General features: G+C 51.2%; 10 protein-coding genes and 2 pseudogenes. 8 read left to right on the top strand and 4 right to left on the bottom strand.

Annotated elements, in window-relative coordinates; all coding sequences use genetic code 11:
- Positions 1-24: 24 nt before the first annotated feature.
- Positions 25-1,854 (top strand): ABC transporter substrate-binding protein, encoded by a 1,830-nt coding sequence (locus tag KJW29_RS20550; protein WP_214625969.1) that lies wholly within the window; start codon positions 25-27, stop codon positions 1,852-1,854.
- 103 nt (positions 1,855-1,957) lie between these two features.
- On the top strand, positions 1,958-2,416 hold the full coding sequence (locus KJW29_RS20555; protein WP_214625970.1) for a hypothetical protein: 459 nt from the start codon (positions 1,958-1,960) through the stop codon (positions 2,414-2,416).
- 16 nt (positions 2,417-2,432) lie between these two features.
- On the opposite strand, the gene modB is transcribed toward KJW29_RS20555, so the two are convergent.
- Complete coding sequence (gene modB / locus KJW29_RS20560; protein ID WP_214625971.1) at positions 2,433-3,092, bottom strand: molybdate ABC transporter permease subunit; 660 nt, start codon at positions 3,090-3,092, stop codon at positions 2,433-2,435.
- 11 nt (positions 3,093-3,103) lie between these two features.
- A pseudogene (gene modA, locus KJW29_RS20565) lies at positions 3,104-3,901 on the bottom strand (molybdate ABC transporter substrate-binding protein).
- Between the two features lie 181 nt (positions 3,902-4,082).
- Between modA and KJW29_RS20570 the strand changes: the two are divergent.
- From KJW29_RS20570 to KJW29_RS20590, 5 genes are all read left to right on the top strand, one after another.
- Complete coding sequence (locus KJW29_RS20570) at positions 4,083-6,350, top strand: helix-turn-helix domain-containing protein (RefSeq protein WP_214625972.1); 2,268 nt, start codon at positions 4,083-4,085, stop codon at positions 6,348-6,350.
- Between the two features lie 268 nt (positions 6,351-6,618).
- A complete protein-coding gene (locus tag KJW29_RS20575) occupies positions 6,619-7,551 on the top strand; it encodes an ABC transporter permease (protein ID WP_214631234.1) in 933 nt (310 codons plus the stop codon).
- Positions 7,552-7,612: 61 nt separating this feature from the next.
- A complete protein-coding gene (locus tag KJW29_RS20580; protein ID WP_214625973.1) occupies positions 7,613-8,488 on the top strand; it encodes a carbohydrate ABC transporter permease in 876 nt (291 codons plus the stop codon).
- A 39-nt stretch (positions 8,489-8,527) separates the two neighbouring features.
- Positions 8,528-10,147, top strand: coding sequence for an extracellular solute-binding protein (locus tag KJW29_RS20585; RefSeq protein WP_214625974.1), 1,620 nt, complete (start codon positions 8,528-8,530; stop codon positions 10,145-10,147).
- Between the two features lie 128 nt (positions 10,148-10,275).
- Positions 10,276-11,280 (top strand): glycoside hydrolase family 130 protein, encoded by a 1,005-nt coding sequence (locus KJW29_RS20590; protein WP_214625975.1) that lies wholly within the window; start codon positions 10,276-10,278, stop codon positions 11,278-11,280.
- 137 nt (positions 11,281-11,417) lie between these two features.
- Here KJW29_RS20590 and KJW29_RS20595 read toward each other — a convergent pair.
- A pseudogene (locus tag KJW29_RS20595) lies at positions 11,418-12,674 on the bottom strand (SulP family inorganic anion transporter); the annotation flags it as partial.
- A 96-nt stretch (positions 12,675-12,770) separates the two neighbouring features.
- The gene (locus tag KJW29_RS20600; protein WP_087571893.1) at positions 12,771-13,100 is read right to left on the bottom strand and encodes an ArsR/SmtB family transcription factor; all 330 of its coding nucleotides are present in this window, start codon (positions 13,098-13,100) and stop codon (positions 12,771-12,773) included.
- A 170-nt stretch (positions 13,101-13,270) separates the two neighbouring features.
- Between KJW29_RS20600 and KJW29_RS20605 the strand changes: the two genes are divergently transcribed.
- On the top strand, positions 13,271-13,906 hold the full coding sequence (locus tag KJW29_RS20605) for a hypothetical protein (protein ID WP_214625977.1): 636 nt from the start codon (positions 13,271-13,273) through the stop codon (positions 13,904-13,906).
- The last annotated feature ends 1 nt before the right edge of the window (position 13,907 follow it).

The raw sequence follows: 13,907 nt of genomic DNA on the forward strand, positions 1-13,907 counted from the left end.
ACATATCTTTAGGAGGGGAACACCATGAAGAACAAAGTCAAACTCGGAGCGATGCTGCTGCTCAGCTTATCCATCGTGTTAAGCGGCTGCAAGCTGACCACCAAAAACGACGTAGCAGAATCACCGTCGCCTACGACCGGCTCGGAAGTCGTCGACAACAGCAAGGTAGACATCGAGGTGCTCGGCATGAGCGCCAATGAAGCGGATCTTAACATCGTCCGCGATCAGCTGAACAAAAACGGCTTCAACGTCAAGCTTAACGTACAAGCCGACTACAGCAGTTTCAAAGCTCAACAAGACGCAGGCAACTACGACGTATCGTTGTCCGGCTGGACAACGGTAACAGGCAACCCGGACTACGCGGTTCGCTCGCTGTTCAAGACAGGCGGCGACTACAGCATAATGTCCGATGCCGACATCGATGCTTTGATCGAGCAAGCGGCAGCTCAAACGCCGGAACAATTTGTAGCGACGTACAAAGATTTCGAGCAAAAGCTCGTATTCGATAACGCTTATATCGCTCCGCTCTACAGCTCGCTGAAATCCCAGGCGCTGAACAAGGACGTGCTGAACCCGGATTCCGTTCGTCTGTCCAAGTCCCGCTCCCTGCCTTGGGAAGAGCTTGACTTCAACGATACAGCGAAACGCGACAAAGACGCGCTGGTCTTGCAATCGACTATGCCTACATTGACATCGCTTGACCCGATCAAGGGCAATGACGGTTCCATCAACATCATCAACACGAACCAATACGTTCGCCTCGTTAACCTTACGGACGACGATAAAGTGACATCCGCAGGCTCCCTGTCGCTTAATCATGCTATCGCCGACGGCAACTCCGACTACTACTTCATCCTTCGCGACGACATCAACTTCGCCGCCGTTAAGGACAAGCTGGCTGTCGACACCGGCGAGCGCGTAGGCGCGGACGATGTCATCTTCTCGCTTGACCGTGCGAAGAACAAGGATTCCGTTCCGGATCACCGCACATACACGCTGCACGAGCATATTAAAAGCGCTGAAGTCGTTACGGACGTAGCCTCTCTGGAAGGCATCAAAGTATCCGGCAGCGACCAGACGATTAAAGCCGCTCTTGAAGAAGGTCTGGATACGAAAATTGCCTCCCTTGTGTCCGACAAAACGCAAGCCGACAACGGCGCTGGCAAATACCAAGTCGTCAAAGTGACAACAACGGAGCCGTTCCCGCAAGTGCTGAACTACCTGGCTCACCAGTCCGCGGGCATCGTATCCAAGAAGCAAGTAGAAGCAATCAACACATACGACGTGGCGAAGTTCGACCCGAACAAGGATATCCCTTACGGCGACCAAAACACGGTTACGGAAGGCAACGCGTACAACAATACGCTGTACACTAGCGGTCCTTACATCCTGTCGTACAAAAACGATTACGAAGCGATCTTTTACAAAAACCCTGCTTACATGACCGGCACGGATCACGCTCCGAAAATCAACAGCATTAAAGTCCGTTTCATCAAAGATGCCGACAGCACCCTTGCGGCGCTTCGCAGCGGCGAGATTCATCTGTACTACGCCGTGTCCGAGACGAAATTCGACATCGTGAAGGGCGATAGCAAACTGCAACTGCAGACGCTGCCAAGCAACGCGGTATCGTATCTGCTGTTCAACACGAAAAACCGCGCGGTCGCGGAGAGCGCGGATCTGCGCAAAGCCGTATTGTACTCCATCAACCAAGAAGACTTTATCACCTACTACGGCGGCAACAAATTCAAGGCAATTTCTACGCTTAGCCCGATCGTGGATACAGGTCTGGAACTTAAAGCCGACGCAGCCAAAGCGAAGGAATTCCTGAACGCTTATAAAGCAAGCAAATAAGAAAACATTTGATAGCAGCTGCTCCCGGCCGGCCAACGCCTGGCCGGGAGCGTCTTTTTGTACAGGGACTTGTTGATCTTCATAAATGAAGGAGTGATTAAACATGGCTCAACCAAACGAAACCCGAACTAAACTTTCGCAGTGGGACGCGCTTCAGCTCGAATCGCTGAAGTCGCTTGGCTGGTCGAACGAGGAGTTGATCGCACGGGTCAAGAGCGGCGATCTGCCGAAGGACGACAGCAAGTTCCAGTTCGACTACGCCGGCTTGAAGACCCTCGCCGCCGAGGAGCCGGATACATTAAAGACAGCCGTTGAGAACGGCTACCAGATTAAATACAACACGATTCGCGGCATCCATAGCTGGATCTTCGTCGCTTTGAGGCAGGATGCGGAGCTCATCCTTGAGCCCGGCGCGGAAGCGGTCGCGGCTGCTCTGACGGCAGCCGAAGCGGCTTCGCTCGCAGACGCGCTCTCCTTCGGCTGGTCGCTGAGCGCCGTCGACGGCGCCGTCGCGGATGCGAATGGACGCTACGCCTACCGCATTTCGCCTGCGGAGCAATAATGTATCTCTGGTACTGCTAGGAAGTCTTGCGCCCTGTAGTCAGAAGCAGCAGAAAAGATATAGCTATAATAACGATGGTCCAGGCCCAGGCCATAGCCGTGTTGCCCGAATCACCCGCAACATAGATGGCCGTCGGGATCGTCTGCGTTCTCCCTGGAATATTCCCCGCAATCATAAGCGTGGCGCCGAACTCGCCGAGACTGCGAGCGAAGCCCAGAATATAGGCCGAGACGAGCTGGCGCATCGCGAGAGGAAGTGTCACGTACCGGAATACTTCCCACTCGCTTGCTCCGCTCGAACGGGCCGCATCTTCGTATTCGCGGTCAACAGAAGCAAATCCGACCTTCATGGTTTGATAGACAAGCGGAAAAGCGACGACGACAGAAGCAATGACAGCCGCCCACCAGGTAAAGATGATCGGCGCATCGAACAGCCATTCCATCCACTCCCCTATCCAGCTTCTTCTCCCCAACATCACCAACAATAAAAAACCTACAACCGTAGGCGGAAGCACCAGCGGCAACATAAATACGGTTTCAAGCACGATCTTCCCTTTAAAAGATCGACGCGCCATCCACCATGCGACCGCCACCCCAAGCACGACCACAACAACGCTTGACAACAAAGCAACTTGGAGAGAAAGGCGGATCGGCAGCCAGAAGTCATTCCAATTCATGAACGCCACAATCAGTTGGCAGGAGAGAAGCCGTATTTCACGAATACATCAAGCGCTTCTTGAGACTGTAAGAATGTATACAAATCCGCCGCTTCCGCCGCATGTTTGGTCACCTTTACGACGCCAATCGGATATTGAATCGTCTTGTAAGTCGCAGCGTCAACTGTAAACGCCACCTTGACTTTACCCGATATGAGCGCATCCGTTTTATATACGAATCCGGCATCCGCATTGCCCGTTTCTACATATTGCAGCACTTGCTTGACGTCCTTGGCCTGCACTGTCTTGGCTTGCAGAGCGTCCCACAGCTTGGCGTTCGTCAGCGCTTCCTTGGCTTAATTGCCGGCAGGCACGCTTTCCGGAATGCCAATCGCAACGGTCTTGACCTCCGCTTTTGTCAAATCCTCCGCAGCTTCAATCGACACCTTGCCGTCGACGGGAACAACAACAACAAGCTCGTTGTTCAACAAATTGGTGTGCCGGCTCTCGTCTATCAGACCCTTGTCAACCAATTCCGCCATATTCTTAACAGTCGCCGACAAGAACAAATCGACCGGAGCCCCGTTCTCGATCTGTTGCTGCAGCGCGCCGGACGCTCCGAAGTTAAAACTTAATTTAATATGGCCGTTTGTCGCTTCATAGGACTTCTGAATCTCCTTCAAAGCATTGGTTAAGCTCGCTGCCGCCGAGATCGTCAACTCAACCGTCTCTGCCGATTGCCGTTCCGGAGCGGCCGTATTTTGCGCTGGCGCGCTCGAAGCGTTGTTGGCGTTCCCTGCGCTGCCGCAAGCGGCAAGCGCCGTCGCCATCGCAACGATGACAAAACAACAATTCTTATTTTCTCATATATAACATATTGCAGTGAAAAAGGATAGCGCATACAATAACATGGACTATCAGTTCGGATAGGGGCTATGGAACAGACGACAGGACTAACCGGAGAGACTCGCAATGTTCTGGATAAAATAATAAGGAATGGAGGCTGAGAGCATGATGAGTCCTTGGTGGTTCAAAAAACAGATGCTGTCCTATTTACCCTTACTATTGTTAATCATCTTCGTCCTGCTTGCGGGTACATTTCTGACCCTGACCCAGCAGTCTAAAAAAGATATTGTCAGAGCCAATGGCGTCTTTGCCGAGCATGTCCAGCAGGTGGTGGATTTTAATCTAAAAAGCGTGGAGAATCAACTCCTGCATTCCGCTTTGCAAAATGACACGATCAAATCTTATTTTCATGAAAAAGAGCTTGGTGAAGGATATTTTCATAAGTATGAAACATTAAAAGAGCTGGATAAAATCAAGGTATCCAATCCGTTGATCGACTCCCTCTATTTGTACCGAACACAGGATGAGAGCGTGTTGTCGGATACGATGTATCTATCACTTGAGCAGCATGGAGAGAAAGCCTTTATCAGCAATTGGCTCAAGGAAAACGAATATGATTATAAATGGTCCGATACGCGAACGTATCGCGGCAAATATGCGGATCAGACCGGACAAGTCGTATCCTTGGTTAGCAATTATCCGCCTCCGCTGGGTCAAACGGGCTTGATCGTGGTTAATGTCAGGGTGTCGGAGCTTAAACAACTGGTTGATTCGATGAATGCAGCCGCTGACATCAGCAGCGCCCACCTGATCGGGACGAATGGCGAAGAGCTGTTTGCCCCATCCGGGGGAGAGAAGGTCGAGATCCTTCATCGCTACGTCTCCGACTATACCGGCTGGGAGATCCAGACCGGAATCCGGGATCGTTCCCTGTATTCGTTCAGCTCTGGCCTATTCTCGCTCATGCTGGGTATTGCCGTTATCCTGCTTATTCTCGGCATCGCATGGATCATCTACACGTCGCGCAGTCAATACAAGCCGATACATACCATTATGCAACGCATCGTCTATTTCCGCTCAGCCAAACATCCAATCTTTCAGCAGCAGCCGCAGCAGACCAAGGATGAGTTGAAATTTATCGAAGAGGCCTTTCAACAGTTAACCACACAGGTATTGGAATATGAGAAAGAGCAAGAAGAAGGCTTGACCTTTAAGCGGCGTCACACATTCCGTGAGTTGACGGCCGGCAATATGATCTGGAACCGGGAGGAATGGGACAAGGAAGCTGTCAAGCTAAAGGTAGACGCCGGATATGAAGAAATAGCCGTCGCAATCGCCGAGGTGGATCATCATGCCGACTTTTCAAGCAAATATTCGACGCGCGATCAATATTTATTTCAGTTTGTCTTGAATAGCGTCCTTCGGGAGATGGCCGAGCAGCAACAAGCGAAGGCATGGGCAGAATGGCTCGAAGGGCATCGGATGACGATATTGCTCTTCCATAAGCGGAGTACCGATGAAGCTCATGCCGAGAAGCCGATTGCAAGCGGATTGGAGCACAAGTCGGCAGCCATATTGGCCGAGCTGTCTGCCTGGGTCAAGAAAAACCTTGATTTTACGATCTCCATCGGAGTCAGCAGGACGATCACCGATACCGAGCAATTGTATCTGATTCATTCGGAGGCACAGGAGGCGTTGAATGACAAGTTCATCAATGGGAGCGGACGGGTCATTGAATACAAGGAGTTGAACGTCGAAAGCCATCGCGAGGTTTACAAGCTGATGCCGAAGATACGTTCATTCACGCATGCCTATCGGATCGGCGAAGAGCGCTGGAAGGATGAGCTGCAGCTTCTGTTCCAGGATTTGGCGGTTGGCGGATTCGCCAAAAACGATGTCTATTATCTCATCAACCACATCATTCATATGCTTCGCAGAGAAATGATGGAGCTCTCCGAAGAGGTGCAGACGTTATGGAGCAATGAGATGTATCCCGCCCTGGAACGCATTCTGGGCGGAATGGAGACAATTGAGGAGACGAGACAGCGGCTCGCCGAATTGTTCTCCGAGATGGATGAGCGGCTCGTTGAGCATCGCGAATCGCGCAAGCATTATAACCGGATGCAAGAGGTTCGTCACTATATCGAGCAGCATTATGCGAATCCGGAACTTTCACTGAACGCGCTGGAGGAACGGTTCGGGATCAGCGGCAAATATATGAGCGCATTGTTTCGCGACGAGATTGGCGATAAATTTGTAGATTATCTGACCAAGCTCCGCGTGGGGCATGCGGAGAAGCAGCTGATGGAGACAAATGAGACGGTTCAGCAGATTGCCGTTCAAGTCGGCTATACCAATCCAATGACCTTTATTCGCAGCTTCAAGAAGCACTATGGAATGACGCCCGGCGATTATCGCAAACAACAACATTGACGGCAACATGCCTGTTCAGCTACCCGTTGGAATAGCTGCTACAGGCTTTTTTGCGTTCATCTTTCACCCCTTCGGAAAAAAAGCGATTGCCGGAATTATCGCAATGGCTGTCAAACCGGCATTTTCTACTAATTGGAGATACGCCGAAACATGACGATTGAACAAACCGGAGAACGTAGCCTATAGTCGATATATGGGTGGTACCACATCATAAGCAAGCTTGTTGGTAAGAGTGAGGAGGTTGCAAGTGGCAAACGCAGTTGGCGATATGCTGGAGTTGCGCAATAATGAGCGGCGCCGACGGGAAGCAAAGCGGCGATTCCGAGAAAACCTGCCGTTGCTTTCTTTATTTGTGCCTGTGCTTCTGTTCTATTTCATCTTCAAATATGTACCTATGCTTGGTTCGGTTATGGCGTTCAAGAACTACAATTTTACCGATGGCATTCTCCACAGTCCGTGGACCGGACTTGGTAACTTCGAAGTTCTGTTCAGCAATCCACAGACGTTGAACATCATTCGCAATACGCTGGTGTTGAGCGTTCTGAACATTGTCATCGGCTTCCCTATTCCGATCCTGCTGGCCGTTCTGTTAAATGAAGTTCGCAAGCAGTGGTTCAAAAAATGGGTGCAGACGCTCGTATATTTGCCGCATTTCTTCTCCTGGGTCATTGTGGGCGGGATTGTAGTGACGATGTTTGCCGAGCAGAACGGAATTATTAATGCCCTCTTAGAGCGATTGACTGGGAAGACGTTCTCCTTTCTGTATAACGAAACCTCTTGGATATCTATCTTTTTGGGATCTGGCATATGGAAAGAAGCAGGCTTCAGCACGATCATCTTCCTCGCCGCCATTACGGGCATTAACCCGTCCCTCTATGAGGCAGCCAGTATGGATGGCGCCAGCAAATGGCGGCAGATCATTCATATTACGCTGCCAGGGATAAGTGCGACAATCGTACTGCTGTTGATTTTGCAGATGGGCAATGTCATGAGCGTCGGCTTCGATCCGGTGTATGTCCTGCAGAATTCAGGCGTTTACAACGTATCGGAGGTTATCAGTACTTATATCTACAAGGTAGGTATTCAGGGCGGGCAATTCAGCCTGACCTCGGCCATGGGCCTGTTCGAATCGGTCGTAGGTTTTGTGCTGGTATTCAGCGCCAATCTGGTAGCCCGGAGATTTGGCCGCGGCCTGTGGTAGTCAGACATGAAGTGTAGACGAATGACGCCATTCGCTAGCGGAGGGGAGGAAGTGGCTTGCGATGAAAGCGACTCGTGGTGAAAAATGGTTTTATGGCATCAACTATTGTATTCTGGCATTGGCAGGATTAAGCTGCCTGCTTCCGCTCATCCATTTGCTCGCTGTATCTTTGAGCGATAATCATGCGATCTTGTCCGGGAAGGTTACATTGTGGCCGGTTGGCTGGAGCTTCGAGACGTATCGATCGTTGGTTGACGGCACGCGAATCTTGGAAGCTTTCAAGAACAGCATTATTCTGACAGTCGTGGGCGTGGGACTAAGTATGCTGTTCACCGTAATGGCGGCGTACCCGTTGTCCAAGCGGCAGTTCTATGCAAGAAGATCATTTACGCTGATTATTGTGTTCACGATGTTATTCGCCGGGGGCACAATCCCTACCTTTCTCGTCCTGAAATCGCTTGGTCTTATTAATAGCTACTGGGCATTGTGGTTGAGCGGCTTGATCAGTACGTATAACATGCTGGTCATGCGCACCTTCTTCGAGGGGATTCCCGAGGAAGTAACGGAATCGGCCAAGATCGATGGCTGCGGCGAGTACAGACAGCTGCTGCAGATTGTGCTCCCGCTGTCGATGCCGGTGATTGCGACGCTTACGCTATTTTATGCCGTGGGGTATTGGAACTCCTTCTACAGCGTGATGATATTTATACATGATACAACCAAGCACAATCTCGCGGTTATGGTGCAGCAGATGGTTCAGAGCCAGACCTTGCTGCAGGAGCTCAACAATATTCAGTCTGAATCTGTGCAGCAGATGACGCCTGAATCCATCAAGGCCGCAGCTTTGTTCGTGATGCTGATTCCCATGTTAGCCGTATATCCGTTTTTGCAGAAGTATTTCGTCAAAGGCGTTATGATCGGTGCGATCAAAGGGTAAGCGTTATCCGTCACTTATACTATTAATGGGGGTAATCAAATGAATATGCGTTGGAAAAAAAGCTTGATGACAGCTGCCACGGCCATGCTGGTGCCTGCGCTCATCGCCGGATGCGGCTCGTCGAATACAAATTCGAATTCAGATTCCAAAGGAACGCAAGGAACAGAGCGCAGCACGATTACGGCCACCTTATACGATCGCGGGAATGTACCGCCGGCGGCAGGCACGGTCGATAATAATATTTGGTCCAAATGGATTAATGAACATAGCCCGGTTGGTGTTGATTTCGTTCCGTTCCCTCGATCCGAGCAGGTACAGAAGCTGAATCTGCTGTTCGCCTCCGGGGATGCTCCTGACTTGATTTTTGAATATGACGGCTCATTTCTCAATCAGCTGTATTCGCAGAAGCAGCTCTTGAAGCTGGATGATCTGATTGCGGAGCATAGCACCACCTACAAGCAGATGACAGAGAAATATCCGCAACTGCTCACCCTCGGTCAGATGGGTGACGGCGGTACTTATTTGGTTGGACGGGTTCAAGGCTTGAAGACCAATTCGTACGTATTGATTCGCAGAGATTGGCTGGATAAGCTGAAGCTTGATATGCCAAAGACGACCGAGGAGTTGTTTGAAGTCGCCAAAGCCTTTAGGGAGCAGGACCCGGACGGCAATGGCGAGCGAGATACCTTCGGCATCAATATGGGCGGCGGCAATGCGGAAGTTCTCTTCAACGCGATATTCCAGAATGGCGGCCGATTTGTCCAGGACGGACAAATGGTGAATCCGGCAGTTGGAGAACAAGCCAAGGCGTCAGCCGACTTCCAGAAGCGTCTCTTCGAGGCTGGAATTGTGGACAAGGATTTCTTGACGGACAAGACGGGAGAAGTCGCCAAGCAGCAATGGGTTAGCGGCAAGCTTGGGATTTATATTTCGAGCAGCGGCATCGACAACGCTTTGCTCCTGGAGGCTTACAAATCCATGCTTAAGAACAATACGGAGGCAGTGATCGACGTAATGCCGTTGCCGGAGGGGCCTTATGGAACATTTAATCCGCAATACAAATCGCCGATTCAGATGACAACCGCTATTAACGCCAAAGCCAAGGATCCGAAAGCGGTTATGCAATACATCGACTTCCTGGTGACAGAAGATACAACCATGACGCTCAAGAACGGGATTGAAGGTGTGCATTACACCAAGGATGCCGAGGGTGTTGCGCTGCCGATCGACGCAGAGAAAAACAAAGCAGAGCTCGTAGGCATGCTTGATTATAATATGCTAAGCTTTTTCATCACCCTTCCGAAGAAGGAGCAGGCAGAGGTCAAGCTTAATATGGATGTTCCGGCGGAGAAATCATTTAGAGCGATTATCGAGGCTGCGCATGCGGCATATTTGAATCCTGATCATGCGTATGCCAACCCGATTATCAATTGGCCAGGCTTGTCGCCGGATCTGCAGATTATCCTGAAGAACACGGAAACGATGGGCGATATGTGGAGAAAGGCGATTGTCAGCGGCAGTAAATACACAACCGAACAAGCATTAGCCGATGTACAGGCGCTGTGGAACAGTGCCGGCGGCACCAAGATCGATCAGTTCTACAGCGACTGGCTGAAAGAGAAGCCGGACTCCGTATTATATATTAGCGATTTCAAGTAGGATCAATCAAGCCTACTGCCAAGCTGCTCATCCTGTAAACATCAAGGCAGTATAGCGGACTGCTCATCGGGATCTTGGATCTCCGGCGAGCAGTCCGTTCAGTCGACATCGGAGAAAGAGGGATAACTATGAACGCCAATCTTGGAAGTCCATTGCAATCGAGCGCGCTCATCACTCGCCACCCGGCTAATCCCATATTAGCGCCCAAGGATGTTCCCTATCATCCGGCAATGGTCTTCAATGCGGGTGTCGCCAAATATCAGGGCAAGTATGTGATGGTCTTTCGCAATGATTATGGAAATGAAAGCGAAGAACAGGTATATCCAAGTTATACGACCAATCTGGGTCTGGCCTTCAGCGATGACGGCGTGGCATGGACGGTGCAGCCAATGCCTTGCTGGAGCTGGCATGATGAGGAGATTCAACGGGTATACGACCCTCGCCTCACAGTGATAGAGGGTCGTTGTTATATTTGCTTTGCTGTTGATACGAAACATGGCGTACGCGGCGGCATTGCTGTCACCGATGATTTCCAATCCTTCGAGGTGCTCAGTCTATCCGTTCCGGACAACCGGAATATGGTGCTGTTCCCTGAGAAGATTGGCGGCCATTATACACGTCTGGAGCGCCCCTTCCCCGTATACAGCCGAGGCGGAGTCGATCGGTTCGACATGTGGCTGAGCCGCTCGCCGGATCTGCGCTACTGGGGCGACTCCCAGTTGCTGCTGGCTGTCGAGCAGGTGCCGTATGCGAATGACAAGATCGGTCCAGGCGCGCCCCCGATCAAAACCGAGCAAGGATGGCTCACGACCTTCCATGCGGTCGATCTGGATCCGACTCGAGGCAAAAACGGCTGGGAGGCTTCGTGGAAGAAGCGTTATACAGCAGGCATTATGCTGTTGGATCTTGAGAATCCGAGTCAAGTACGCGGCATGAGCACGTCGCCGCTCTTGGTACCCGAAGCTGACTATGAGGTGGCGGGCGGCTTCCGCAACAATGTCGTATTCCCGGGCGGGATGGTGCTCGAGGAGTCAGGCGAGGTGAAGATTTATTATGGCGCGGCCGATACCGTAGAATGTCTCGCGACGGCGGATGTCCATGATCTGATACGGTTGTGCTTGGAGAACGAATAATAAGGCATGAGAACGTTGCCTCGTTCCATATATCTCATAAAATCATCAAACAATAGACGACCTTGCACTCCTTTATCTCGGGAATGCAGGTCGTCATTTCACGTTAAACCCATTATTTATTATGATTAACCTTCCATATCTTTTGTTACCCGGGCGTTTGAACGATGTTGCCGCAATCCGATGACGAACAACAGGCATGACAACGCAACCCCGACCAGAACTGCCACGGTCAAGTTCATGAATACAGTCAACAGAAAAGTCGTTGCCAGCACCAGTGACCCGCCGTTCCTAGCGCGCAGCAGCTCCATAAATACATGGCGCTCGCTCATATTCCAGGCAACAACCATCAGGATCGGCGCCATGCTTGCAAGCGGGATACGGGAAGCATACTCCGCGAATGCCGTCAGCACTCCCAGCACGACCAAGGCGTGTACGATGCCGGAGACCGGGGACACGGCTCCCGACTTTACGTTCGCTGCCGTTCGCGCGATGGCTCCTGTTGCCGGTATTCCGCCAAACAGAGGCGCGGCGATATTCGCGATGCCTTGACCGACCAGCTCGCGGTTGCTGTTATGGCGCCTTCCCGTCATGCCGTCTGCCACTACCGCGGACAACAGAGATTCAATACCGCCCAGCATGGCAATCGTCAATGCAGGCACTGCCAGCTGTCCCGCAAGCTCCAGGGACAATGCAGGGATATGCGGCGTTGGCCATGTATTCGAGATCTCGCCGTACAATGAGCCGATCGTCTCGACTTTCCCGTCGAACAGCAGCACTGCTGCAGCAGCGGAGAACAGCAGGCCAACCAAGGATGCCGGAATCTTAGGCAGGAATCGGCGAGACAGCAGAATGCCCGCGAAGCCAATCGCAGCGGTCAAGATGCTGTATAGATTAACGAAGGAGAGATGAAGCGCCACTTCCCTGGCATTCAGCAGGAAACTTTCGTGTTTGTCGATTCGGTCCAAACCGAGGAATGCGGGAAGTTGACCAGCAAAGATAATGACTCCGATACCCGTCGTGAAGCCGATGATAACCGGCTTCGGCATAAATCGTATGAAGCTCCCCGCCTTGAGCAGTCCCAGGGCCACGAGAATCACCCCGGCCATCATGCCCGCCGTCAGAAGCCCTTCGTAGCCGTACTGCAGCGTCACGGCCAAGAGAACAGGAACGAACGCTCCGGTAGGCCCTCCGATCTGGTAACGCGATCCGCCAAACACCGAGATGAGCACGCCCGCAACGATTGTCGTGTAAATCCCGTACTCCGGCTTTACGCCGGAAGCAATAGCAAATGCCATCCCTAACGGAATGGCAATAATCCCTACAATGAAGCCGGATAACAAATCGTTCCGAAACGACCCCGCGCGATAACCCGCGTATCTCCCCGACCCATTCATTTGTACAACCTTCTTTTCTTCATATATTTAAATATTTGAATATATATGAAATACTAACGCCTCGCCGTTAGATTGTCAATCGGAAGTTGCCTATTATCAGGGCTCCTTCCGAATGACCTCCAGCAGCGAAATCGCGTCAACGAGATGGTTGTCGAATATTTGCTTTGTAATGGCGAGCATATCCTTGATCAGCGGATCGCGGAGCGAGTATATAACCGTTGTTCCTTCCTTGATGCCATATACAACATTTTTGCTTCTTAATACAGCCAATTGCTGCGAGACGGCCGATCCTTCCGAGCCCAGAATGGTCTGAAGCTCGTTAACGTTCCGATCGCCCTCGCATAATACCTCAAGAATCCGAATTCGCATCGGATGAGCGAGAGCTTTGTAAAAATTCGCTTTGAATTGAGGAATTTCTTGATTCACGGCAGCTGCCCCTTACCTGTTTCTTCTTGGTCATCTTACTCCATCATACCATAATTCGGCTTTCAGGTTGACCAATCGCTCCAGAACCTTTGTCATTTTCGCGGAGTTGCACTATACTTGAATAGTTATATTTGAATTTTTGAATATTTGATTTCATGGAGGTTTGACCGATGAGCGAACAGACAATCGGAGCAAAGAAAGCGTCGAACGATTCCCCGGAGGGGGAACATACCGTTTCTCTTACCCGGAATGCGCTAATCGTGGACGGCATGAAGACGCTCGGAGAGCTCGGAACGCATCATATATGCAACGTTTGCATCAGCTACGGAGGATCTTGCTGCAGAGGCTGCCCGCATCTCGCCGACGGATTGGGCTGCGGCCAAAGAAATACCAGCTGTACGGCATGGTTATGCGGATTTCTTAAATATTATTTATACGAAATTGGCGTATTGGATGAGTGGCAATCATTCTGGGAGCAAATTCCGGGTCAGGATTACAGAGAGGACTTTACGCCGGAGCGAGTTGACGTCAATCTGGCCATGCCTCGCACGAATGTACGCCATGAACGGCTTGGCCTGGCATTGGCAGCCGATCTGCGCCAAATAGAGCAATCGCATGTCGCGATCGGCTTTATTTTGACGCTCCGGGAAAAGCTCGACAAAACGATGGATCAATTGATGCATTGCGGCACGGACCGCAAACGGCGTATTCGACTGCAAAGAAAAATCAAAATGATGACGGCCGATTTCCGCTCCTTCCATCAATCTTTAGATTCGTACCGCTCTAATTCGATCATCGAGCGGTGAA

The organism is Paenibacillus agaridevorans (genome assembly GCF_018604145.1).
GTDB classification, from domain to species: domain Bacteria; phylum Bacillota; class Bacilli; order Paenibacillales; family Paenibacillaceae; genus Pristimantibacillus; species Pristimantibacillus agaridevorans.

Bases quoted from the DNA above. Each gene is read 5' to 3' on its own strand.
- KJW29_RS20550 (WP_214625969.1), top strand. From the start codon at position 25: ATGAAGAACAAAGTCAAACTCGGAGCGATGCTGCTGCTCAGCTTATCC.
- KJW29_RS20555 (WP_214625970.1), top strand. From the start codon at position 1,958: ATGGCTCAACCAAACGAAACCCGAACTAAACTTTCGCAGTGGGACGCG.
- modB (WP_214625971.1), bottom strand. From the start codon at position 3,092: ATGAATTGGAATGACTTCTGGCTGCCGATCCGCCTTTCTCTCCAAGTT.
- KJW29_RS20570 (WP_214625972.1), top strand. From the start codon at position 4,083: ATGATGAGTCCTTGGTGGTTCAAAAAACAGATGCTGTCCTATTTACCC.
- KJW29_RS20575 (WP_214631234.1), top strand. From the start codon at position 6,619: ATGCTGGAGTTGCGCAATAATGAGCGGCGCCGACGGGAAGCAAAGCGG.
- KJW29_RS20580 (WP_214625973.1), top strand. From the start codon at position 7,613: ATGAAAGCGACTCGTGGTGAAAAATGGTTTTATGGCATCAACTATTGT.
- KJW29_RS20585 (WP_214625974.1), top strand. From the start codon at position 8,528: ATGAATATGCGTTGGAAAAAAAGCTTGATGACAGCTGCCACGGCCATG.
- KJW29_RS20590 (WP_214625975.1), top strand. From the start codon at position 10,276: ATGAACGCCAATCTTGGAAGTCCATTGCAATCGAGCGCGCTCATCACT.
- KJW29_RS20605 (WP_214625977.1), top strand. From the start codon at position 13,271: ATGAGCGAACAGACAATCGGAGCAAAGAAAGCGTCGAACGATTCCCCG.